General features: G+C 61.7%; 22 protein-coding genes and 1 pseudogene. 8 read left to right on the top strand and 15 right to left on the bottom strand.

What is annotated here, in order from left to right; all coding sequences use genetic code 11:
• Window positions 1-132: 132 nt before the first annotated feature.
• Window positions 133-624: a bacterioferritin gene (gene bfr, locus RZS28_RS07425; protein ID WP_407340688.1), complete on the top strand. Its 492-nt coding sequence runs from the start codon at window positions 133-135 to the stop codon at window positions 622-624.
• A gap of 82 nt (window positions 625-706) precedes the next feature.
• Here bfr and pgi read toward each other — a convergent pair whose 3' ends face one another.
• From pgi to RZS28_RS07375, 10 genes are all read right to left on the bottom strand, one after another.
• Window positions 707-2,353, bottom strand: a complete 1,647-nt coding sequence (gene pgi / locus RZS28_RS07420; protein WP_407340687.1) for a glucose-6-phosphate isomerase — start codon at window positions 2,351-2,353, stop codon at window positions 707-709.
• 568 nt (window positions 2,354-2,921) lie between these two features.
• Entirely contained in the window at window positions 2,922-4,466 is a 1,545-nt protein-coding gene (locus RZS28_RS07415; RefSeq protein WP_407340686.1) for an ammonium transporter, read from the bottom strand.
• 33 nt (window positions 4,467-4,499) lie between these two features.
• Window positions 4,500-4,838, bottom strand: a complete 339-nt coding sequence (locus RZS28_RS07410; RefSeq protein ID WP_407340685.1) for a P-II family nitrogen regulator — start codon at window positions 4,836-4,838, stop codon at window positions 4,500-4,502.
• A 396-nt stretch (window positions 4,839-5,234) separates the two neighbouring features.
• Window positions 5,235-6,101 (bottom strand): acyl-CoA thioesterase II, encoded by an 867-nt coding sequence (gene tesB, locus RZS28_RS07405; protein WP_407340684.1) that lies wholly within the window; start codon window positions 6,099-6,101, stop codon window positions 5,235-5,237.
• A gap of 77 nt (window positions 6,102-6,178) precedes the next feature.
• Window positions 6,179-6,856: a methyltransferase family protein gene (locus tag RZS28_RS07400; RefSeq protein WP_407340683.1), complete on the bottom strand. Its 678-nt coding sequence runs from the start codon at window positions 6,854-6,856 to the stop codon at window positions 6,179-6,181.
• A 65-nt stretch (window positions 6,857-6,921) separates the two neighbouring features.
• A complete protein-coding gene (locus tag RZS28_RS07395; protein ID WP_407340682.1) occupies window positions 6,922-8,010 on the bottom strand; it encodes a choloylglycine hydrolase family protein in 1,089 nt (362 codons plus the stop codon).
• A 1,029-nt stretch (window positions 8,011-9,039) separates the two neighbouring features.
• On the bottom strand, window positions 9,040-9,261 hold the full coding sequence (locus RZS28_RS07390) for a Trm112 family protein (protein ID WP_407340681.1): 222 nt from the start codon (window positions 9,259-9,261) through the stop codon (window positions 9,040-9,042).
• A gap of 68 nt (window positions 9,262-9,329) precedes the next feature.
• On the bottom strand, window positions 9,330-9,998 hold the full coding sequence (locus tag RZS28_RS07385) for an LON peptidase substrate-binding domain-containing protein (RefSeq protein WP_407340680.1): 669 nt from the start codon (window positions 9,996-9,998) through the stop codon (window positions 9,330-9,332).
• Window positions 9,999-10,202: 204 nt separating this feature from the next.
• A complete protein-coding gene (locus RZS28_RS07380; RefSeq protein WP_407340679.1) occupies window positions 10,203-10,982 on the bottom strand; it encodes an alpha/beta fold hydrolase in 780 nt (259 codons plus the stop codon).
• On the bottom strand, window positions 10,976-12,364 hold the full coding sequence (locus RZS28_RS07375) for a tryptophanase (protein WP_407340678.1): 1,389 nt from the start codon (window positions 12,362-12,364) through the stop codon (window positions 10,976-10,978). Before RZS28_RS07375 ends, RZS28_RS07380 begins: the two co-directional genes overlap by 7 nt.
• Before the next feature lie 235 nt (window positions 12,365-12,599).
• On the opposite strand from RZS28_RS07375, the gene RZS28_RS07370 reads away from it, so the two are divergent.
• The 5 genes and pseudogenes from RZS28_RS07370 (at window position 12,600) to RZS28_RS07350 (ending at window position 16,146) form a co-directional block, all read left to right on the top strand.
• Entirely contained in the window at window positions 12,600-13,001 is a 402-nt protein-coding gene (locus tag RZS28_RS07370) for a hypothetical protein (RefSeq protein WP_407340677.1), read from the top strand.
• 143 nt (window positions 13,002-13,144) lie between these two features.
• Window positions 13,145-13,657: a TerB family tellurite resistance protein gene (locus RZS28_RS07365; RefSeq protein ID WP_407340675.1), complete on the top strand. Its 513-nt coding sequence runs from the start codon at window positions 13,145-13,147 to the stop codon at window positions 13,655-13,657.
• Window positions 13,654-14,466, top strand: a pseudogene (locus RZS28_RS07360) (SDR family NAD(P)-dependent oxidoreductase). The gene RZS28_RS07365 and the pseudogene RZS28_RS07360 overlap by 4 nt, the downstream one beginning before the upstream one ends.
• Window positions 14,467-14,497: 31 nt before the next feature.
• Window positions 14,498-15,220 (top strand): glutamine amidotransferase, encoded by a 723-nt coding sequence (locus RZS28_RS07355; protein ID WP_407340674.1) that lies wholly within the window; start codon window positions 14,498-14,500, stop codon window positions 15,218-15,220.
• A gap of 152 nt (window positions 15,221-15,372) precedes the next feature.
• A complete protein-coding gene (locus RZS28_RS07350; RefSeq protein WP_407340673.1) occupies window positions 15,373-16,146 on the top strand; it encodes a GYF domain-containing protein in 774 nt (257 codons plus the stop codon).
• A 493-nt stretch (window positions 16,147-16,639) separates the two neighbouring features.
• Here RZS28_RS07350 and RZS28_RS07345 read toward each other — a convergent pair whose 3' ends face one another.
• The 4 genes from RZS28_RS07345 to dapF form a co-directional block, all read right to left on the bottom strand.
• The gene (locus RZS28_RS07345; protein WP_407340672.1) at window positions 16,640-17,596 is read right to left on the bottom strand and encodes a site-specific tyrosine recombinase XerD; all 957 of its coding nucleotides are present in this window, start codon (window positions 17,594-17,596) and stop codon (window positions 16,640-16,642) included.
• A 7-nt stretch (window positions 17,597-17,603) separates the two neighbouring features.
• On the bottom strand, window positions 17,604-17,747 hold the full coding sequence (locus tag RZS28_RS07340; RefSeq protein WP_407340671.1) for a histidine kinase: 144 nt from the start codon (window positions 17,745-17,747) through the stop codon (window positions 17,604-17,606).
• Between the two features lie 297 nt (window positions 17,748-18,044).
• Entirely contained in the window at window positions 18,045-19,352 is a 1,308-nt protein-coding gene (gene mtaB / locus RZS28_RS07335; protein ID WP_407340670.1) for a tRNA (N(6)-L-threonylcarbamoyladenosine(37)-C(2))-methylthiotransferase MtaB, read from the bottom strand.
• A complete protein-coding gene (gene dapF, locus RZS28_RS07330; RefSeq protein ID WP_407340669.1) occupies window positions 19,349-20,221 on the bottom strand; it encodes a diaminopimelate epimerase in 873 nt (290 codons plus the stop codon). The genes mtaB and dapF overlap by 4 nt, the downstream gene beginning before the upstream one ends.
• A 180-nt stretch (window positions 20,222-20,401) precedes the next feature.
• Here dapF and RZS28_RS07325 point away from each other — a divergent pair, with 180 nt between their 5' ends.
• Window positions 20,402-21,064 (top strand): GyrI-like domain-containing protein, encoded by a 663-nt coding sequence (locus tag RZS28_RS07325; protein WP_407340668.1) that lies wholly within the window; start codon window positions 20,402-20,404, stop codon window positions 21,062-21,064.
• A 149-nt stretch (window positions 21,065-21,213) separates the two neighbouring features.
• Here the strand turns inward: RZS28_RS07325 and RZS28_RS07320 are convergent, their stop codons facing one another.
• On the bottom strand, window positions 21,214-22,191 hold the full coding sequence (locus RZS28_RS07320) for a DUF3108 domain-containing protein (RefSeq protein ID WP_407340667.1): 978 nt from the start codon (window positions 22,189-22,191) through the stop codon (window positions 21,214-21,216).
• A 298-nt stretch (window positions 22,192-22,489) separates the two neighbouring features.
• Between RZS28_RS07320 and RZS28_RS07315 the strand changes: the two genes are divergently transcribed.
• Window positions 22,490-23,305 carry an AprI/Inh family metalloprotease inhibitor gene (locus RZS28_RS07315; protein ID WP_407340666.1) on the top strand — a complete coding sequence of 272 codons (816 nt, stop codon included), beginning with the start codon at window positions 22,490-22,492 and terminating at the stop codon, window positions 23,303-23,305.
• The last annotated feature ends 156 nt before the right edge of the window (window positions 23,306-23,461 follow it).

The following is a 23,461-nucleotide window of genomic DNA, read 5'->3' as shown; positions in this document are numbered from 1 at the left end:
GGCCACGCTTCGATACATCGAGGCTGGTCCATTTTCATGGTGAGAACAAGGTTTTGCTCCGCGCCGAGAAAATTAAATAGGGCTATGATATCCGGCCAATAAGGACCATCGAGTTTAAAGGAGCGCGGCACAATGAGGGGTGACGAAAGAGTCCTCGACTATCTCAATCGCAGCTTGCGCAGCGAGTTGACGTCGATCAACCAATATTGGCTGCATTTTCGGATTTTCGAAAATTGGGGCTTCAGGGAGCTCGCTAAGAAATGGCGGGAGGAATCGATCGAGGAAATGCGCCATGCCGACCGCTTCGTGGCTCGCATTCTCTTTCTTGAGGGTTTTCCGAACCTCCAGGTCCTCGATCCGCTGCGGATAGGACAGACGGTGGAGGAAATACTGCGCTGCGACCTGGCGGCGGAGCTGGAGGCGCGCGCTCTTTATATCGAGGCGGCCGAATATTGCATCTCGGTCCATGACCGGGTGTCCAAGGAACTCTACGACGATCTCTTGATCGACGAGGAAAAGCACATCGATCTCCTCGAGACGCAGCTCGAGCTCATCAAGCAGCTCGGCGTTCAGCTTTACAGCCAGAAGCATATTGGCGAAATCGAGGGCGGCGGCGGCAGCTGAGCGGAGCCTCACCCTTTGAGACGGCCTTTCTGGCCGTCTCAGGGCGAGGGCTTAGGCTCGCTGCAAATTTTTGCGCCGGCTCTCAGCCTTTATTGCGACGGCGCGCCGCGGCGATGAGGCCTGCGGTGGACGGATCGAATGAGTCCGTCGGGCTGGCCGGATCGGCGATGATCGGGGCGAGCTTGCCGGCGAGTTCCTTGCCAAGCTCGACGCCCCATTGATCGAAGGAATTGATGTTCCAGATCACCCCTTGCACAAAAACCTTGTGCTCATAGAGCGCGATCAACTGGCCGAGAACGCGCGGCGACAATCTCTTGTAGAGAAATGTGCTCGACGGCCGATTGCCGGCGAAAACCTTATGCGGCGCCAAGGCCGCGATCGCCTCGGCCGGCATGTTCTCCGCCTCCAATCGCCTCGTGACCTCGGCGAGCGAGCGGCCCTGCATCAGGGCCTGGCTCTGCGCCAGGCAATTGGCGAAAAGCAATTGATGGTGCAGGAGATCCGCGCCCGACGGCTGAATCGCGACGAGAAAATCCACCGGCACGATCTCGACGCCTTGGTGCAGCAGCTGGAAGAAGGCGTGCTGGCAATTGGTGCCGGGCTCGCCGAATATGACCGGCGCCGTCGCGAGGCTCACGGGCTCGCCGGAAAGATCCACCGACTTGCCGTTTGATTCCATCTCGAGCTGCTGGAGATAGGCCGGGAAGCGCGCCATCCGCTCATCATAGGGGATGACCGCATGCGTGGCGAAGCCCCAGACGTTGCGATACCAGACGCCGAGAAGCGCCATCAGGACCGGAACGTTGCGCTCGAGCGGCGCGCTCGTGAAATGTGCGTCTATGTCCTGGCCGCCGAGCAGGAATTTCTCGAATTTCTCCGCGCCAATCCCGATCGCGAGCGATAGCCCGATCGAAGACCAGATCGAATAGCGTCCGCCGACCCAGTCCCAGAAGCCGAAGACGCGATCGCTTCTGACGCCGAAGGCGGCGATCTTGTCGAGATGCGTGGAGACCGCGCAAAAATGCTCGGCGACGGCCGCCTCTCCGAGCGCTTCGGCGACGCGCTGGCGCGCCGTCGCGGCGTTGGTCATCGTCTCGAGAGTCGTAAATGTCTTCGAGCAGATGATGAACAGCGTCGTTTCGAGCGGCAGCGTCTTCAACGTGTCGCCGAGATCGGCGCCGTCGACATTGGCGACGAAATGCAAGGTGAGATGGTCGGCGATGAAAGGCGCGAGCGCGCGCGCGGCCATGGCCGGACCGAGATCCGAGCCGCCGATGCCGAAATTGACGATGTCGGTGAAGCGCGCGCCGCTCGCCGTTTTCACATCGCCATTGCGGACGGCTTCGGCGAAGGCCTCCATTTTTCGTCTTTCGGCCAGGACCTCGGGCATGACGTCATGGCCTTCGGCGAACATCGGCTTGCCGGACAGATTGCGCAAAGCCATGTGCATGGCCGCGCGATGCTCGGTCGTGTTGACCGGCTCGCCCGCGAAAAGCGCCGCCCGCCGCGCCTCGACATCGGCCGCGCGGGCGAGATCGAGCAGGAGCCGAAGCGTCGTTTCGGTCAGCCTGTGCTTCGAGAAGTCGAACAGAATGTCGTCGAGCTCGACGTGGAAACGTTCGAACCTTTGTGGATCGTCGCGAAACAGGTCGGCAATTCCTTGCCCGCCCATCTCCGTCCGATGCGCCGCGAGCGCGGCCATAGCCTGCGCCACCTCACCACGAGCCATGCGATACCCCGAGAAAAACCCGACTGGCGCAAACTACCCATTTCGGCGGGGCCGAACAAAGCACCCAGGTCGCGCCATCGGGCCATGGATGCTGAAATAGCGATCTCGCCGCGATTCGAATCAGTTCATTTCGCCCATTTTGCCGCCCGCGAAATAAAGTTCGCCGGCTCGCAGCGCTCGAGCCTGAAGCCGATCCCCGCCGCTTGGCGATCGGCGCGATCGCGACAGATAGCTTTTTCGATTTTGACAGGCGCCGACCCGCTCCGATCGCCGCATTTCCTTATCGATCAGATGAAGTCGGCGTGGTCCGAGCTTGATCGGCAATCTTTGCCACATGTTGCGCGGCAAGGACTGCCTGTTGACGCGTCAATAGATCTCCCTCCTGCCGCGCTTTGCGGCAGGAGACAGCGTAATCCCTCCCGCATGTCAAATGCGGCGAGGCCGAGGCCGACCTTCTAGAGCATGTTCCGAAAGAGTTGATCGACTTTTTCGATCAGAACATGCTCCAACTCTTTGAAACTGAGCGATTCCTTTTCGATCAGATGATTCCCTCCGATCGGGAAGCGCTCTAGGAATTATAGGCCCGTTCGCCGTGCTCGGCGATGTCGAGCCCTTCCTGCTCGGCGTCCTTCTTGACCCGGAGGCCGATGAAGATGTCGACGAATTTATAGAGGATCGCGGAGCCAATCCCCGACCAGAGCAGGGTGAAGGCGACGACCTTCAACTGGATCAGCACCTGCGTCTGCATGTCGTAATCGCCAGGGGCCGCTTCGCCGGGCTTGATCGTATAGTCGGTCAGGCCGACGCCGCCGAGATAGGGCGCTACCAGAATGCCGGTGCCGATGGCGCCGACGATGCCGCCGATGCAATGCACGCCGAAAACGTCGAGGGCGTCGTCATAGCCGACCCATTTCTTCACATAGGCTACGAAGAAATAGCAGGCGACGGAGGCGACCAGGCCAAGAACGATCGAGCCCATCGGACCCGCATAGCCGGACGCAGGCGTGACGGCGACGAGGCCCGCGACCGCGCCTGAGATCATTCCGAGAAGCGAGGGCTTGCCCTTGGTGATCCATTCAGCGAACAACCAGCCGAGCGTCGCCCCGGAGGTCGCGACAAAGGTGTTGACGAAAGCGAGCGCTGTCGTGCCATTCGCTTCCAGATTGGAGCCGGCGTTGAAGCCGAACCAGCCGACCCACAGAAGTGAGGCGCCGACCATCGACAAGGTGAGCGAATGCGGCGGCTCGATGTCGCGCGGATAGCCGACGCGCCGGCCGATGATCAAGGCGCCGACGAGGCCGGCGATGCCTGCATTGATGTGGACGACCGTGCCGCCGGCGAAATCCAGCGCGCCCAATTTGTTGAAATAGCCGGCGTTGGCCTGGACGGCTTCGAGCTTCGTCTGCGCCTCCGCCTTGGCGGCGTCGCCCACGGCGTTCGCGACAGCCTTCGCGGCTTCGGCGAGCGCGTCGGGGCCGGCCCAGTACCAAACGCTATGCGCGATCGGGAAATAGATGAATGTCACCCAAAGCAGGATGAAGACGAACACCGCCGAGAACTTGATGCGTTCGGCGAAAGCGCCGACGATCAGGGCTGGGGTGATGCAGGCGAAGGTCATCTGAAACGCCATATAGACATATTCAGGAATGACGACGCCGTTGGAGAAGGTCGCCGAGGTCGAATCCGGTGTCAGCCCTTTCAGGAAGACTCTGTCGAGGCCGCCGATGAAATTGTTCCACTGGATGCCGGCGAGAAAGGCGAGCGGAGCGTTGTCGCCGTCGGTGTAGGGAACCGGATCAAGGTTGCCTTGGGTGAAGGCGAGCGAGTAGCCGTAGAGAACCCAAATGATCGAAACGAGCGCGACGATCATGAACACCTGCGAGAGCACAGACAGCATGTTCTTCGTGCGCACCAGGCCGCCATAGAAAAGGGCGAGGCCGGGGATGGACATCATGAGGACGAGGGCGGTGGAGACGAGCATCCAGGCGGTGTCGCCCTTGTTGGGCGTCGGCGCCGCGGCTTCCGCATGGGCCAGACCTGCTGCGCCGCACGCCAGAAGAAGTCCCAGGCCGATCGCCCGAAGCGCGATCGGTGGAGGTAAAGCGATTTTCATTGCAAACTCCTGCGGATCTTGAAAGACGAAGGCCTAAAGTGCGTCGAGATCGCGTTCGCCGGTGCGAATCCGCACGGCTTGGTCAAGTGAGCTGACGAAAATTTTGCCGTCGCCGATCTGGCCAGTCCTCGCCGCCGCGGTGATCGCCTCAATCGTCTGATTGACGACTTCCGGCGCCACGGCGACTTCGACCTTCAGTTTGGGCAGAAAACTGACCGCATATTCCGCCCCACGGTAGATTTCCGTGTGGCCTTTCTGGCGGCCATAGCCTTTGACTTCAGTGACTGTCATTCCATGCACGCCGAGATTGGTCAGGGCGTCACGGACCTCGTCCAACTTGAACGGCTTTATAATCGCAGTAACGATTTTCATATCGGTCTTCCTGGTTGCGTATACCCGAGAGCCGTCGAAACTGCCGGGAAACCGGCGCGCCGCCGAAGAGCGCGACGCGCGAACCGCGCGCCATGCTCACAGCCCTTGCTAGCAAGCGGCGGGCCTCCTAGCAATCGACTGAACGCGTTTTTGCCCAAAGCGCACTGATTATCAGGCTCCTGCCGATGTCTCCCTCGCCGGCGCCGAAATCCTTTTTAGCGCTGCGCGCCAGTCCGAAACGGCGTCAAATTAGGCGCGCTTACGATCAAGATCGCGCCCCGCCCATCCTCGGACGCGCCGCGCAAGCTTTGATCGCCTTTTCGACGAGGACATGCTCCCCCTTTGAATTCGAGCCTTTCTTATCGATGACGCGCCTCCATGCCATCGAAGAGCGCCTTAGCCGACGCGCGATTTCGGGCGGATCAATCCTTCCTGAACGACCGAGGCGATCAGGCGCCCGTCGTGCGAGAAAATCAGCCCGCGCGTAAAGCCGCGCGCGCCGTTCGAGTTCGGACTGTCCTGCGCGTAGAGGAGCCATTCGTCGGCGCGAAACGGCCGATGAAACCACAAGGCGTGATCGAGGCTCGCAATCTGGAGATCGGTGTCGAACACGGTATGCCCATGCGCGATGAGCGCGGTGTCGAGCAGCGTCATGTCGGAGAGATAGGCGAGAACGGCGCGATGGATGGCCGGATCGTCGGGGAGCGGCCCCGTCGCGCGCAGCCACACCATTTGCTCGGGCGCGCCCGCCGCATGCCGGACATAGCGCGCGAGATCGACGGGCCGCGCCTCGATCGGACGCTCTTGCGCGAACCAGCGCCGAATTTGCTCCGGCATGAGAGCGCCGAACCGCTCCAGCATGTCGGCCTCGCTCGGCAAGGCGTCGGGCTTTGGAGCGTCGGGCATCGCGACGGCGTGATTGAGCCCCGTCTCCTCGATCTGAAACGACGCGGAAAGCGAGAAAATCGCCCGGCCGTGTTGAATCGCGTTGCAGCGCCGCGTGGCGAAGCTCTTCCCGTCGCGCAGCCGATCGACTTCATAGACGATCGGCGCCGAAGGGTCGCCGGGCAAAAGGAAATAGCCGTGCAGCGAATGCGGCGCGCGGCCCTCGACGGTCCGGGCCGAGGCGACAAGCGCCTGCGCGATCACGAGGCCGCCAAAGACGCGCTGCCAGCCGACCTGGGGGCTGCGACCGCGAAATATGTTTTCTTCGATCTTCTCGAGATCGAGAATCGTCAAGAGATCGGCGACGGCGCGGGACATGGCGGGGCGGGTTTGCGTTGCGGAAGCCCTGACTGACGGACGCGGGGCTTCGCGTCAAGCCGTCCGGGCCGCGCGACTCACCAGATGAAGGGCAGCAGCCGGAAACGGACGCGGCGAGCGTAGGAGTCATAGCCGAATAGCGATTGATGCAGCTCGCGATCCTCCAGGACCGTGCGGGCGATCAGAGCGCCGATGAGCGGAATCGTCGCGACAAGACCCGCCCAGGAGCCGAGCATCAGCGCGATCGACGGCAGAAGCAGCAAGGCGGAGGCGTAAAGCGGGTGCCTGACATAGGCATAGGGACCGCTCGAGATCACCCGGTGGCCTCGTTCGGTCTGGATCCTCACGACGCTCGCGGCGAATGGGTTTGCCTGCAATGTCCGAAAGCTGATCCACAATGCGATGGCCACGCCGTCGGCGGCGATCCATGGAACCCACTCCGGCATGACGGACCAGCCGAAGCGGACGGCGTCGAGGCCCATCAAGGGAAGCCAGGCGAAAAAATAGACGATGAATCCAGCCAAAAAGATCTTGTCCCAAATCGGCTGGCCCTGCTGGAAGGGCAGCTTCAGCCGCTCGTCGAGCAAACCCGGCTCATCCTGGGCGAGCTTTCGCGTGATCAGCAAGGCCGCGCCGAAGAAAAGGACCAAGAAAGCCCAGGCGGCCCGCCATGACAGCGTCCCTGCGCTCCCGAACAAAAGCGCCGCGAAGATAAAAAATTCCGCCCCGAGGGCAATCCAGACCTTGGCTTTCAAAGCACGCTCTCCGCTCGCATTTGGCGCGCGCCGGCCGCAAGCGGCTGCGCAGCGAACGATTAAGCCTATTTCAGCGTCTTTGAAACATCCTGCACGGGCTGTTTCGAATCCATTTTGATGAATCTGATCTTGCCCTTCGCGGCGGCGAGCGCCGCGGGAAGATCGACGCTGCGAATTGACTGGTCATTATAGGTCTTGAAGTACCATTTCAGGTTCTTGAGGTCGGCCACGCTCGTCCAAAGCGTGTAATCGGCGTTGCGAACGCCTTCATGCGCCTCCCGCACCGCGCCGAACGGAATGTCGAAATTATTCAGGATATGGAAGACTTGGAGCACCGCCTCGGGTGCGGTCGGCGCGGGCGCCGCCGCTTGCGAAAAGGCGACGGCCCGCACGAGCCGTGAGGGCGGCGTGAAATCGCCGGGTAGGCCGTGCATGCCGCTGCCTTGCCCGAACTGCGCGAGCTTGACGCTCGACAGATCCACCGGCGGAACATTGGTCGCGGTCAAATTGATATAGTTGCGCAAATTGGTCATATGCCAATCGAAGGTCGGCGAATTCGTCAAAACCCCGAGCGGATTGTCGTAAATCTTGAGGGTCTTATCGACCGGCTCGATCACGACGGATTTGCCGCTGCGGTCATGAACGACGAAATGAACCGGCGGCGCCTCCTTGATCGCGTCGAGGACAACCGGAACGATGACGACCTTGTCGAAATTCGCCTTCACTTCATCGACGGTTGCGAAATTGCCGAGAAGCCAATTGCCATATTCATAGGGCGCGAGCGCGCGCGAGGCGTTTTCCTTGGTCGCGTCGGCGTAGGAGCCGTAGCCCGGAAAATAGAAGAGCCCGACATAAAGACCCTGATCGTTGACGCCGTCGATAATGTCCGGCAAGCCGACCCCATTGGCCCCGACCGCCCCATATTTCGTGGTGTAGGCGATTCCCTTGCCGCCGTCGGGCGTCGAGCCGCTGATCGTCACGCCTTTCGGAATGATGACGACGTCGGACTTGAGATCGAAGCCGAACTCCAAGGTGCGGCCGGGCACGACCCCGCCGTCCTTGGCGATGAGGCGAATGCCGGTGCAGGCTTGCGCCGGCGAGGCGAAAGCCAGCGTCGCCGCCAAGGCGGCTTGAGCCAATCTGCGGATCATCATCTCCTCCCGAAGCCGAACCAGCCGTCTTTCGCGGCGCGACATCCGCCGAGGTTTCCGGTCGAGCATGATCAGTGCGGTCAGCCGGCGTCGCCAAGACCACGCCGGTTCAATTGAAACGGATATCGGCTTACGTCAAGGAAATGTGAAATGATATTTTTAGTTAAAGGTGGTGACGGGTGCGACCCGCTCACTTCGATATTGGGATCTATTTCGGGACTGGACAGAGTCCATCACCAAATATTAGCACCAAAAGGGTCGTATGAGCGATCGGGCAACGAGCTTCATGAACTCTTACTGCGCTCGCCTTAATATCCGATCCTCTTACTCGAGGAGAGCCTGAATAGGCTTCATGGGCGCCGCTAACTCCCAACAGAAAAAGGCTTGAGACCAGCGCTGCGGCCACAGACTTTTTGGCTTTGCTCATAGTCGACTTCTCCCTTTTTCAGGAACTGCCGCCGACCGAGAGCGTTGACTCCCAACTTAATTGATTAGTTTTTTAGTTCTCATGACTCTTGCGACTGTAGTCGGGCGTCGCTAGAATTCATTCCCTGGAGAGAGCCCGGATGCGTTCACGAGCATTTCAGCCAATGAGACTCTAATTTTGGCGCTAATGCCGCTTACATGGCGCGGCTTTCCCCCTTGGGCAAATTGATCGATCCGCGTCAATTCAGCCTGATTTTTGGGGCGGACAATGCTGCCTAGGCATTGCGTTATCGATTTGTTAATAAACAACATAACAATATTATTATTGAGAACAATTATTACTAATAATATGGTGAAATGTCAACCCAATAATTGGATAGCATTTGCCATGCGCCGGCAAAACAGCGGTCGGGCGATCGCCAGATTTAAGCTTTGAAGCCTTTTCGGGAGAAGGCTTCCCGCGGGCTGAAGATGATTGTTCAGCCGGGCGGCGACCCTTTTGGCTGGGGTCCAAGTCAGCAAACGCTGACGCGCGCCGCCAAGGACTCGGCGCAAGCCGCAGCGCGCCCGAGCTTGATCTCAAGCGCGCTGCGCCGCAGCCTAAAGTCAGTCTTCCAAAATGCGCGCTTCGTCGGGCAGCATGATCGGAATGCCGTCGCGAATCGGATAGGCGAGCCTCGCCGCCCGGGAAATCAATTCCTGCTTTTGCGCGTCATATTCGAGCGTTGTCTTTGTGCGCGGGCAGACGAGGATTTCGAGCAGCCTCGGGTCGATCCTCGATGGCTCGGGAGCCGCTTTTCCGCTTGTCTTTTGAATTTTGTCCACCATTGGCGTCCCCTTTTTGTTGTGTCTAAACAAAAGGCCGGCGCCCTGGCGCAGGCCGGCTTTCATCGTCGCTATTGCAAAGGCCTCGAATCGCCTTTGCCGCGCGCAAGCTCGAATTCCGTGATCGCCACGAGGACATCCGCCCGGCCCTTCAGGTCCGTCGCTTCGAGAAGGGCCTGCTTTTCTCTGGTTCCGAATGGACTCATCATGGACAGCGCATTGACCAGCGCTTCGTTCGGCGCCTCGTGAATGCTGCTCCAATCGATTTGCAGATTGTTCGTCTCGGCAAAGTCGCGCAAGGTGCGCAGGACGCCGTCGCGATCAACCAAATCCTCCCCCGCGCGCGGACTGAAATCGACCAGAAAGGGGCTGAAATCAGCCTGGCATTGCCGGTAGGGCGTGACCGCGTCGATTTCCTCGACGATCTTGAAGCGGGCGACGCCGGTCAAGGTGATGAGATAGCGCCCGTCGCCGCTCTCCGCGAATTGGGTGATGCGTCCGGCGCAGCCCACCGGAAACAGCGCCGGCGTGAGGCGCGACGTCGGCGCCTCAGGGTCTGGCTGGATCATGCCGACGATGCGCGGCCCCTTCATCGCGTCCTCAATCATCGCGAGATAGCGAGGCTCGAAAATATTGAGCGGTAGCTGGCCGCGCGGCAATAAAAGGGCTTTGGCGAGCGGGAAAATAGGAAAAACAGCCGGCAATTCCTCCGGGCCGCCGTAAGGGTGGTTCATGCTCATGGTTTCTCCTCACCCCTCGAACGCCTGCCCCCAACCGTTTCCATCCGCAACCGCGCGGGCCGCAAGCAATCTTCGCCCCTTCACGCCGGCCAAAGGCCCCTCGCCGCGACCATTGGCGTCGCGTCGTAAAATTTGCAAGACCCATTGTCGCTATTTCGAGACCGTGGCAAGTGAAATATAGCGCGCTGGAGCCAGCCTGACCGCTCAGCGCGGCGTCGCGCGGGAGTCGGCAAGCTCCAAAAGGATGCGCGTCACATCCTCCGGATGAGTGATCATGGCCTCATGCGGCGCGGCGAGATCGATCAAGGTCCAGCCTGGCCCGGCCTGCGCGCGCCGCAGCGAAGGCTCCAGGAAAGGATACGGCGGGCTGCTGCAATATATATAGGCGCACGGAAGGCCATTGCCGGCTGGGGCGCCAAGGAGCAGCGGACGCGTATAGGCGCCGAGCGGATGTGGAGTGAGCCTTCGCTTGACCCAGGCGTAATCAGCTGTCCCTTCCGCAAGGCCGAACGGCGCGGGCAAAACATCGGGCGGCGGAACCGCGAGCCCGCCATTCGCCTTTTGCGCTAAAGCGATGCGCGCCTCCGCCTCTGCGCGCGGAATGGTTGAAAAAGCCGATTCGCCGCTTTCGGGGACCAACCCGTCCAGATAGACGACATGGGCGATGCGTTCGGGGATGCGGTCGGCGAGGCCTGTGATCGGCATGCCGCCGAAACTATGCCCGACCAGCACGACGTCGGTCAGCTCTTCGGTCAGGATGACCTCGACGAGATCCTGGACGAATGTGTCGATGCCGATGTCTTTGTTGAGAAGATGGGCGCGCTCGCCCATCCCGGTGAAGGTCGGCGCAAAGACCGCATGGCCTTGCGCCCGCAGCCGGTCGGCGACGCGCCGCCAGCACCAGCCGCCGTGCCAGGATCCATGCGCGAGCACGAAGGTTTTTCGCGTCTCCTCCCGCGCGCCAGCGGCTTCGGCGTTCAGCATGGCTCGACGTCGCCTCGGACAAAATGCGCCGTGAAATGGCGCAGGAAGGGCGCTTGCTTCGTGATTCTGTAAGGCGGGATCGCGCCGCGCTGGCGCCAGACGAGATCCAGCACCTCGATGACATAGTCGAAATGACTTTGCGTATAGACGCGGCGTGGGAAAGCGAGGCGAACGAGTTCTCGTGGAGCCGCGATCTCTTCCTTCGTCCCAGGAAGGACGCGGCCGAACATGACGCTGCCAAGCTCCACGGCGCGAATGCCGCCTTCGAGGTAAAGCGCATTGACGAGCCCTATGCCGGGAAAATCGCTCGGTTTCAGATGCGGGCAGAAATCCGCCGCGTCGATGAAGACCGCATGGCCGCCCGCCGGGCGCACGATCGGAATATCGCGCTCGATGAGGCGGCTCGCCATATAGTCCACCGTCGCGTGGCGGTAGCGCTGATATTCAAGCTCCAGCGCCTCCTTGAGCCCGACCGCGACAGCTTCGAGATCGCGGCCCGCAAGCCCGCCATAGGTCGGAAACCCTTCGGTGAGGATGAGCATGTTGCGGAAATCCTCCGCCCATTCGTCGTCATGGCAGGCGAGAAAGCCGCCGATATTCGCCAGGCCGTCCTTCTTGGCGCTCATCGTCGCGCCGTCGGCGAGCGAGAACATCTCCTGCGCGATTTCCATGAGGCTTCGATCGGCGAAGCCCGGCTCGTTCTCCTTGATGAAATAGGAGTTCTCCGCATAGCGGCAGGCGTCAATGACCAGGGGAATATTATATTTCCCGAGGGTTTTCTTGACCGACCTTATATTCTCCATGGAGACGGGCTGGCCGCCGCCGGCATTGTTCGTCACGGTGATCATGCAGAAGGGAATGGCCTTCGCGCCCTTTGTCTCGATCAGGCGTTCGAGCTTGCCGACATCCATGTTCCCCTTGAAGCGCGCGTCGGAATAAATGTCCTGCCCTTCGGGCGTCAGCAGATCGACGGCCTGCGCCCCGACATATTCGATATTGGCGCGGGTGGTGTCGAAATGGCTGTTGTTGGGCACGATGTCGCCGGGCTTCAGCCGCGTGGCGGCGAGAATGCGTTCGGCGGCGCGGCCCTGATGCGTAGGAAAAATATGCTTGAAGCCGGTGATCTCGCGCACCGTGCTTTCAAAACGGCGCCAGGAGACGCTTCCCGCATAGCTTTCATCGCCCTGCATCAGCGCCGCCCATTGCCGAGCCGACATCGCGCCGGTGCCGCTGTCCGTCAAAAGGTCGATCGTGATGTCTTCGGCGTCGAGCAGAAACACATTATTATGCGCGGACGCCAGGCTTGCCTCGCGCTGCGCGCGCGTGGTGACGGGCAGCGCTTCGGTCATCTTGATGCGGAAAGGCTCGATGATCGTGCGCATGAGACGCCTCCCTCCGGCTTCTAGACGGAGAACGCGCCCGTCGGAGCCTATCTCATATTGGAGCCGGGCCGGCCATGGCGCAACGCGAACCGAAAGGCGCGCTCTATTATATGCTCCATCTTGCAATGATGCCGGCGCGCGTCCGGCGTTCGGGCCTTCCAAAGTCGCGCTTCAGCAAGTAGCATCGCCGCCATTCGCCTTGCCTCTCGAGGCGGGATTGAACTGGAGAAGAGCGATGGCGTCGAGGCGGGTCTTGCGGGGGCTTGGCGGGCTTTTATCCCTCGCGGCGAGCTTGAGCTTTTCGGCTTCGGCAGGCGCCGCCGACGTCGGCTTCGTCGCGGTCCCGCTGCTTCCGCCGCCGCCCCTGGCCCCGCCGGAAAACATCGGCATCCCTTGCTCGATTGGAGCGCCGCCCTTTCAGCCGTTTTTCATAACGGCGCAAACCCTCCCCTGGCCCTCGGTCTGGCTCGGCCATTTCAGCGGCGGCCGCCCCGATCCAGTTTTCTATGGCCAGATCGATTGGCGCGATGAAAAGGTCTGCTTCGCCGCGAAAGCGACCTGCCAAGCCTGGATCAAGGAAATGCGCTACGCCTTTCACCGGCCCGAGGGCTATTGGACATGCGTGCTGTTGCGCTAAAGCCCGACCATCGAAAAGCCTTTCCGCCTTTTCGAATCGGGCCGCAAAACCGAAAATGCTCGACCTCGGGCCGATGCGCATTTAACCAATCGTCGCCATATTCGCTCTTATTGCGGGCGCGCGAGCCCGTATGGAGATATTTGATGTTTGACGCTTTGAAGACATTCATTGCCGAGGTGACTGGCGCGGAGGCCGCCGACAGAGGTTTCGGCGAGGACGATTATCGACTCGCCGCCGTCGCCCTGCTCGTCCACACCGCCAATGTCGACGGCCAGACCGATCTCGCCGAGCGGCGCCGGCTGAAGGCGATCATCGAGGAGCGCTTTGGCCTCGACGAAAGGGCGACCGCGGAGTTGATCCACCAAGCCGAGCTGAGCGACCGCGACGCCGTCGATTTCTTTCATTTCACGAGCGTCCTGAAACGCGCCCTCGACGAGGACGGGAGGATCAAGATCATCGAAATGATGTGGGAGATCGCATTCGCCGACGGCGCGATCGACGAATTGGAGGAAAACACCATCTGGCGCGTCGCCGAGCTTCTCGGCGTCTCGACGCGCGACCGGGTCTTGCTGCGCCAGCGCGTCGCCGGGCAGACGCCGCCCGAAGCCGAATTCCAAAGCCCCTGGTCCGCCGCGCTGGCAAAGGGGCGCGCATGAGCCAGGAGCCGCCTCGGACGCGCCGCGTCGCCCTGATCACCGGAGCTTCAAAGGCGGGATCGGCGCCGATCTCGCCCGCGTCTTCGCCCGGCATGGCCATGATCTGGCGCTGGCGGCGCGCAGCCACGACAGGCTTGAGGCGCTCGCCGATGAAATCGCGGCGACCGGCCGGCCGCGCCCCATCGTTCTGGCGTTTGATCTCGCCAAGCCAGGCGCGGCGCGGGCCGTCGCCGCCGCGCTCGGGGCCGCGGGCAGCCCCGGACATTCTGGTGAACAATGCCGGTTTCGGGCTCATGGGCCCATTCGCAGAGCTGGATCCCGCCGAGCAGCTCGGTATCGTGGACCTCAATGTTCGGTCGCTTGTGGAGATAACCGCGCAATTTCTGCCGGAGATCCGCAGGGTCAAGGGCAAGATTCTCAATGTCGCGTCGGTTGTGTCCTTTTTCCCTGGCGGGCCCGGGATGACGGTCTATTACGCCTCAAAAGCCTTTGTCCTGTCCTTCTCGAGCTCACTTTGGCAGGAATTGCGCGCGGAAGGCGTCATCGTCACGGCGCTATGTCCGGGCGTGACGAAAACCGGGTTCCAGTCTCGCGCGGGGTTCAGCCCGGAAACGGGGTTGAACTATTTCCCGGCCCAGAGCGCGGCCGAGGTCGCCGAGGCGGGCTATGCCGCCCTGATCGCCGGGCGCCGGGAAATCGTGTCGGGATTATCCAACAAATTTACCGTTTGGGCCTTGCCCTTCCTGCCAAAAGCGCTGATTCTGTGGGTTATTGCGCGTTTGCAGCAAAGCCGTCGCCCAAGCGTCTGACGCGGGCCCCATATCTTCAACATTGAGAGCAATGCCTATAAGCCTCACACCCTGCGGCAAGATTCTCGTGATTCTGCACCAGGAACATTCCTCCGCCGGGCGATTCGGGCGGATCTTGCAAGCCCAGGGATTCCAGCTTGACATAAGGCGCCCGCGCTTCGGCGAGCCGCTGCCTGCGACCCTGAAGGATCATGACGGCGCGATCGTCTTCGGCGGCCCGATGAGCGCCAATGACGAGCATGCCTGGCTGCGCCGGGAGATGGACTGGATCGGGGTCGCGCTGAAGGAGGAGAAGCCGTTCCTCGGCATTTGCCTCGGCGCCCAGATGCTGGCGCGCCATCTTGGGCACAGGGTCCGCCCGCACCCGCAAGGCCGCGTCGAGGTCGGCTATTACCCGATCCATCCGACCGAGCATGGCCATCGCCTCTGCGACTGCCGGTTTCCCAACCGGGTCTATCAATGGCATCGCGAAGGCTTCGATCTGCCGAATGGCGCGACCCTGCTTGCCAAAGGCCAGGATTTCGAGGCGCAGGCCTTCCGCTTTGGCAAGGCGGCCTATGGCTTCCAGTTTCACCCGGAAGTCACGCTCGCCATGATGTGCCTGTGGTCGATTCGCTCCGCCGAGCGCCTGTCGCTGCCGGGCGCGCATCCGCGCCATCGCCACCTCCAAGGCTGGCTCCGGCATGACGCCGCGGTGGCGCGCTGGTCCGACGCCTTCTTAAGGGCGTGGCTCGCGAGCGGCCGGGCGGCCTGAAGGCGCTTGGATCGCGCTCGTCGTCCTCGGCGAGGCGCGCGAGGGTTCAGCCTATTGGACCTGGCGTCAAGTTCGCCCACCTTGCGCATGTCCGGGCTTGTCTTTCGCTTTTTCCCGGCTCTTACTTCGAGGAAAATAAGCGGAGGCGGCGCATGGAAACCTGGACGTACCAGCGGAACGGAGCGATCGAGGGTCCTGTGACCGCGGAGCAGCTCAAATCTCTTTATGATGCGGGCGAAATAACGCTTCAGACTCTTATTCGGAGCAGCTCCGCCGGGGGCGGATGGAGGCTATACGGAGAGGTGGCCCGTCTCGCCCCGTCGCGAATTCCGCGTGCGGTCAAAAGGCTCTGGCCGTTCTTCGTGTTCGGGGCGCCGCTGGTCGGCGGCCTGATCGACGCATTTCTGATTCGATCCACGGGAAACGAATTTGTAGAATCGAACATCTCGTGGCTAAGCCATGTCCCTACCGCGCTGAACATTCTAGCCGTCGCTTTATGGCTGCTGCTGATTTCAATCGAAGTTCAGAAAAAGGATCAACAGCACAAGGTCGCGGGGATGGCGGTCTGGCTGATTGCGGCGCCTCTTTATCTAACTTTCAGCTGGTGGACGACGGTTCTTGTTTCCAGCCTTGTCAACGCTCCCTTCGGATTTAGAGTTCCTGAGTGCCAGGCTGACATCACAAAAGCCCAAGTCAAGGATACATTCGAAAGAACCGCCGCCAGGTTGGGGGCGGCCGGGGCAAGCGCCATTGCGCTCACCGACGAGCATCAAGAATGGGGAGCAGGCCGAATAAGGATGTGCACGGGAAAGCTGGCGACGACGAATGGGCGAACCTATTCGGTGCGCTACGAAATTGAAGATCACGGAAACCGGTTGTTTCTTAGAAGAATGCACGGCTTCAACATTACCATGCTTGTAAATTGAGTCGTCGACTTAGGAAGAAGGATCTGAAACAGCCTAACCGACGCCGGCCGCGATGAATGGCGGGTGAGGGTCGCAGCGGGGCCATGAATTTCGAGTCCGGCCAGGAACAGACCGGCGCCCCTGACGTTTCGACAGAGAAACGCCTGGAATCATCGAGGGATGGTCATGCGCTATGAAATTTTCCGGGTCCTGACCGTATTGGTGGCGATCGCTGCGGTTACCGCGGCTAACGCCCAGGAGTGCCGCACCAATTACTATCCATGCTCCTTGAATAGAGGCGGTCGGATCGATCCCGCGAATCCAGACTGTTGCTGGAGTCCTGCGGCGGGTCGGCCTTACAAACCGTCCTGCCCTCGCAATTTCTACAAATGCGATTTGAACGCGGGCGGAAGGGTGGATCCCGCGCATCCAGGATGCTGCTGGAATCTGCATTAGTTTAGAAAAGCGGAAGCTCAAATTCAAATTGAAAAAAGGCAGCGCTACAACCCACGCGTCACTCATCGCCCAACGGATGTAGATCGCGCACCATGGCCTTCATGCGCTCGTCGAGCACATGTGTGTAGATTTGCGTCGTCGAAATATCGACATGGCCGAGCAATTCCTGCACGACGCGTAGGTCAGCCCCGTTTTGCAACAAATGGCTCGCGAAGGCGTGGCGCAGCACATGCGGGCTCACGCGCGCCGAACCTATGCCCGCCGCCGCCGCGCAGATTTTGAGATCGCGCGCGAAAGCCTGCCGCGTGATATGGCCGCTCGCGCTATCGGCGGGAAACAGCCAGGGGCCGGCGGCCGCTCCGGCGCAACTTTTTTCGAGGAGCTCGCGATAGGCGCGGATCGCCCGGCGCGCTGGCTCCGACATTGGCGCAAGCCGCTCCCGACCACCCTTGCCGCGAATGTTGATGAGAGGCTCCTTGGTCCGCGCCGCGCTTTTTGGCAGCGCCACAAGCTCTGACACCCGCAGGCCTGTGGCGTAGAGCAGTTCGAGCAGCGCGGCCGTGCGCAAGGCGCGCAGGCGCTCGGCTGGAGGGCGCGCCGCATCCTCGAGCCCCTCCTTGGAGACGCTGAGAAGACGGTCGACCTCCGCAACCGATAAAATCTTCGGCAAGCCTCGGCCGCGCCGCGGCCCTTCGAGGATGGCGGCCGGATCGTCGGCGCGGCGGCCCTCGGCGACGAGAAACCGATGAAATTGACGAAGCGAAGACAGTTTTCGGCCGCTCGACGTCGGCTTCAGACCGCGCGCCTCCAGGCTCAAGAGATAGGCGCGAATATCGTCCGTCGTCGCGTCGACAGGCGTCTTGCGGGCGCCGTCCAGCGCCGCGACATAATCGGCGAGGTCGCGAGCATAGGCCTCGATGGTGTTTTTAGCGGCACCGCGCTCGGCCGCGATCATATCGAGAAAGCCGTCGATCAGGCCGGATCGCTTCGCGGATCTTTGCTTCGCGGCCGCCATCGCGGCGCTATTTGTTCAGGCGCGCGGCGGGAATCGTTTGGGTCATCTCGCGCGGTTGCGGATCGACGAACATGACGAGAGCGATCATGCCGGCATAGACGATCCCGGCCAGCACGCCGAGACCTATGAGGAAACGAATCAGCGTCGGCACGTCATTCTCCGCAAATAGGGGCCTCTGATCGCAAGGCGATGTGACCTGATCGGGATCGGCTTTAGAGCATGTTCCGAAAAAGTTGATCGACTTTTTCGATCAGAACATGCTCCAACTCTTTGAAACTGAGCGATTCCTTTCCGATCAGATGATTCCATGTGATCGGAAAGCGCTCTAGAACGGTTTCGCGCGGAATGGAATTGCGAAGCCAGGCGGCGTCTTTTGATTTCGCATTATATTTTTCCGAAAATGCGTCGGGTTTTCGCAAACATTGTTTAGTAAATAGCCTGCGAGCGTTTAACAATTGACGACAATTTGGCGGCGCCCGGCAAAATCGGGCGGATAAATCGCGCCATCGAGCGCTGCTCCATCGGCGCCGGAGATTTCGACGTCGAGCATTCGCGACGGCGGCTGATCGGCGAGCCGGACGCGGGAAAAATCCTCGGCCCGGCCAATTCCCCCGCGCTCCGTCAGGACGCGCAGGACCTTGCCGATCTGCGCCTGATGATGCGATCGGACGGCCGCCTCGCCCGCCTCGCGTAGGTTTTGCGCCCTTTCCTTCACCGCGGCGCCGGCGACCGGCGGCATTTTCGCGGCGGGCGTTCCGGGCCGCGCCGAAAATGGAAACACATGAAGATGCGTCAGGCCGCAATCCTCGACGAGCGCAAGCGTGTTTCGGAACATGGTTTCCGTTTCCGTCGGAAACCCGGCGATGAGGTCCGCGCCGAAGACGATGTTCGGCCGCAGCCGGCGAAGCTCGGCGCAAAAGCGGACGGCGTCGGCGCGATTATGCCGGCGCTTCATGCGCTTCAGGATCAAATCGTCGCCGGCCTGGAGCGAGAGATGGAGATGCGGCATCAGCCGGGCCTCGCTGGCGAAAGCGTCGATGAGATCGGCGTCGGCTTCGACGCAGTCGATCGAGGAGAGCCGCAGCCGCTCCAGCTCCGGCGCCGCGCGCAGGATCGCCTTGACGAGACCGCCGAGGCGCGGCGCGGCGTCAAGATCCAGTCCATAGGAGGTCAGATCGACCCCGGTCAGCACGATCTCGCGAAAGCCTTGCGCCGCAAGCCGGCGGGTCGCGCCAACAATTTCTGACGCCGGCGTCGATCGGGAGCGCCCGCGCCCGAACGGGATCACGCAAAAGCTGCAGCGATGGTCGCATCCCGTCTGGATGGCGAGAAAGGCGCGGGTGTGATCCTCGACGCCTTCGCTCATGCTTTGCGGCCGCGCGTCCGAACGCATGATGTCGGAGACTTGGACTTTCGCCGCGCCCCTTTGGCCGGCGTCGCCTGGCGCCCAAATATTCGGATCGGCTTTCTCCACATTGCCGATCACCCTTGAAACCTCCGCCATAGCGGCGAATTGATCGGCGTCGATCTGGGCGGCGCAGCCGGTCACGACGATTTCGGCCATCGGGCGTTCGCGCTTGATCTTGCGAATGGCCTGGCGCGCCTGTCGCGCGGCTTCCGCCGTCACCGCACAAGTATTGACGATGACGAGGCCGCTGCGTCCGCTGGCCGCCGCGGCGCGGCGCATGGCCTCGGACTCGACGAGATTGAGCCGGCAGCCGAAACTTATGACTTCGACGCGCCCCGCCCCGCTCACGTGGCCATGTCCGCGAAAAGCGCTGGGTCGAGTCGCGTCTCGAATTCGAATTCGACCGGGCCAGTCATCACGACAATGTCATCGCTCTCGCGCCATGCGATGTCGAGATCGCCGCCGGGAAGAGTCACAGTCGCCGCGCGGCCGGTCAGATTCTTCCGCGCAGCCGCAACGAGAGCGGCGCAGGCGGCCGAGCCGCAGGCTCGGGTCAAGCCGGCTCCGCGCTCCCAGGTCTTGAGGGCGATATGCTCGCGCGAGATGACGCGGCCTAAGGAAACATTGACGCGATCGGGAAAGACAGGATCGTTCTCGACGCGCGGTCCGATCGCCGCAAGATCATAGGCCTCAATATCGGCGACCCAGAAGATCGCATGCGGATTGCCCATGTTGACGACCGAGGGGCCGGACAGGATCGGCGCGTCGGGCGGACCTACCGCCAAATCAATCGACCGCGTGTCATCGACCGGATCGCGCAGGGGAATTTCATCCCAGGCAAGGCGCGGCCGGCCCATTTCGACAGCGAAGATCCAGTCGTCGAGACGCCGGCATTGGAGCCTGGCCGTCGCGGTCTCCAGCGTGAGCTCCTTGCGCTTTGCGTCGCGGGCGAGGGTCCAGGCGACGCAGCGCGCGCCATTGCCGCAGGCGCCGGCTTGCGAGCCGTCGCTGTTGAAAATCGTGACAAAAGCATCGGCGCCCTGCGAAATCGGATCCTGCAACACCATGAGTTGATCGAAGGCGAGACCCTCGCCTTGGCCGATCGCGCGCGCCTCCGGCCCGCTGACCACTACGTCGCCGCCGCGCAGATCGAGAACGACGATCTCATTGCCGAGGCCGTTCATCTTCGTTACTAGCCTATTGGCGAGGGCGCTCATGGGGCGGCGTTCATTCATCTGTGGTTTAGCTTCCATATAGGAAAAACATTCGTGAACGGCCATCGTTTTGTCGAAGGTCAGGTTCTTATGGGATCGCCCGGCTCGGCTCGCCAATCCGACTTTTGCAGATGGGCGGAGGATGGCGCGAGGCGGGCGCGCGCGGCAATTTGGGAGCGGCAAATGAGACTCGGCGAATTCAAAGGATTTGCGGGCGCCGCATTGGCGCTCGTCGCGGTTCTGGTCTTGCTAGCGAGCCTGCCGTCGCCTGCCGTCGCGCAGACGCGCCTCGCCGCCGCCGACAAGACCGCGCCTGTTGAGAATACGCCTTCAACCGCCCAGGAGCCGGAGTCGCCCAATGCGCCGGGCATTCCGAGCGACGCCACGACGGTGACGCTCGACGTTCCGGCCCGGCCAGTGGCGCTCCTCAGCGGCGATTCGGATTGGGCCAATGGCTTCAAATCCATCATTGGCGCGATTGAAAAGGTCGACGCCGCGGTCAAGACCGCCGGGCTGACGCCGACGGGCCGCCCTTTCGCGGTTTTCCTGTCGACCGACGATAATAATTTTCATTTCGAGGCCATGGCGCCCATCGCGGAAAAGCCTGAGGGCAAGACCGAATTGACGGATGGGGTGAAGCTTGGCGTGTCGCCGTCCGGCAAGGCGATCAAGTTTCTTCACCGTGGCTCTTATGACGACATCGACTCGACCTATGACCTCATCACCGCTTTTCTCGATGAAAAAGGGCTTGAGGCGAAGAATCTCTTCGTCGAGGAATATCTCACCGACACAAAAGACTCAGGCGACGCGAGCCTCGAAGCCGATATTTACGTGTTTTTGAAGTGAGGTTTTAGGGCCGCGCGGCTTAGAGCATGTTCCGAAAAAGTTGATCGACTTTTTCGATCAGAACATGCTCCAGCTCTTTGAATTTGAGCGCTTCCCGATCAGATGATTTCATCTGATCGGGAAGCGCTCTAGACTCGAGCCTCATCAGATCAGTGCGTGGTGGTCGCGGCGACGCCGCTCGGCTCGACCGAAAATTCAACCGCGTCGATCACAGCCCCGCCGACCAGGGTCGTCAAGGCGACGCGAAAAGGCACGACCACATGGGCGCGCGGGACCGGCGCGAGCCAAGCCTCGATCTCCCGGTTCTGCGCCATGAAGCGCGCCGATCTCGAGTCCCATTTGTGCCCGGAGATCGGCGTGTAGCGAGCGGCGCAAACCGTGACCGGGCCCGAATAGCCTTTGACCTCGACATCCCTTGTCCCGACATAGGAGAGCGTGATGTCGAAGCGGACGAAGCCGTCATAGATCGGGATCGTCCGATTGCAGGCCGCGGGCCCGACCAGGGGCTGGTCGTCGGGAACCGCCATGATGAAGGCGCTCGTCGGATCGAGGATGTTGCGCTTATGCGCCTCGGTGACGGGAACCCGGCCATCCCTGTCTTCGAACGGCGGAATAATTTCCACCTTCTTCACATTACCGGCATTCAGCGACATCCGCACGGTTCGGGTTTCGCGCGAGCTCGCCGAGGTCGTCGCGAAGGTCGCCGGCGCGACGACGCCCTTGCGAAGTCCGCCGGTCGAGGCGAGCGCCATTTTGACATTCGACAGCAGCGCCGCGAGACCGGTCAGCTTGGCGTTGAGATCGACCCTATAGGTCGCGGGATCGAGGGATCCGACCGCGGCCACTTCGCCGATATGAAGCCCGACAAGGGTCACGGAATAGCGTGCGCGCACAACGTCGGCTTGAGCCGAAGCCAAGCCGAGACCCAGGCAGCAGAGCGCAAGGCCGAATGGGCGAAGCAAGGGATGGTCTCCATAAAATCCAACGCGCGCCCAAAGGCCTGGCGCCTCGCCGCCCGAGGCTGCGCCCAGCGCAGCAGCTTCTGTTTGAAAAACGATCTTATCGGCCGGAAGCGGGATGTCCATCGCCTCGCCGCCGCAATCGCCCTTGGCTGAGCGGCTATCCAAAACTCAAAAACCTCTCCGGGAAAGGAGTCAAAGCCGGACGGCGCCGACGCGCCCTCGCCTTTGGCCGCAACGCCTTCGGCCCTTGAACCGATAGCGCATTTTCGTCCGAGCGACAAATCGTCCAAGATTTGAGGTTTGCCGCGCAGCGAGACGTTTTGTTTAGCAATGCTGATCTATGCTTGCGCGGCGCCGGCGGCCGCGACGAATAAGATTGGCTTCAAGCGCGAATTTTGGCTACCTGTTGAAAAAGCGGAAGTTCAGGCAAGGCGTCCAGGCGGCTTCGGAGACATTTGATAAAATGAAGAAGACGAGCGAGATGCGCGGACCGGCGCGGCGAGCGGCAAGCGCATTGGCCAGTTTGGTTCTTTCCGCAAGCCTTCTCCTTTGCACGGAAGCGCGGGCCGGGATTTCATTGGCGCGCCCGGAAGCCGCCGTCGGGCAATGGGATCTGTCGCTTCAGGACTCGAACCGCACCTGCCGCGTGACGCTGCAGCCGTCCGAGGCGAGCGGCGGGCGCGGGGTCGCCATGCCGGCCGGATGCCGCAGGGCGCTTCCGATTCTCGTCGGCGTCGACGCCTGGAGGCTCGCCGCCGATGATCGCCTCGATCTCGCCGACCGGAGCGGCCGGCCCGTGCTCGATTTCGCCTCGGCCGGCGACGAGACTTTATCGCCAGCGGGCCACAAGGCGAGACCTATCGCCTCGTCGCGGTCGAGAGCGCGCGCCGAAGGCTCCCCTCCGGCTGGCGAAGCGGCCGCGACGGCCTCGCCCGAGCCGATCAGGATCGCCGCCAAAGCCAGCGCGACGCATTCGACCGCGACGGCTGGCGAGGCCGCGGGCCGCTATTCGATTCTGCGCGCGGGCGACAAGGATACGGGCTGCATGCTGACCCTGGATAGCAAGACGAAGGCGCGCAGCGGCAACAAAGCTTCGCTCGCGCCCGGCTGCCGCGATCAGGGAATCGTAATCTTCGATCCGGTCGCCTGGCAGATCGTCGGCGGCCGCCTCGTGCTCACCGCGCGCAAGGGCCATAGCACGCATCTCGACCAGCAGTCCGACGGCACCTGGACGAAGGACCCGAAGGAAGGCGCGAGCCTAAGCCTCAAGAAGATGTGAGGGGTGTTCGCGCCGTTGTCTTTTTGGTAGCTTCGGAGCCCCTTGCTCATAGCAAGTGCAATCCTAGTCACTTGCGCTGCGAGCGCCAAGTTTAATCAACGCTCCGGCATGCCTCGTCACGCATAATACACGCCCGCAGGCCGTGCAATCGTCCCC

The sequence above is a fragment of the Methylocapsa polymorpha genome (assembly GCF_045689225.1).
GTDB classification, from domain to species: domain Bacteria; phylum Pseudomonadota; class Alphaproteobacteria; order Rhizobiales; family Beijerinckiaceae; genus Methylocapsa; species Methylocapsa polymorpha.
The sequence above is the reverse complement of the archived record's forward strand: the minus strand, read 5'-3'. Positions and strand labels throughout refer to the sequence as shown.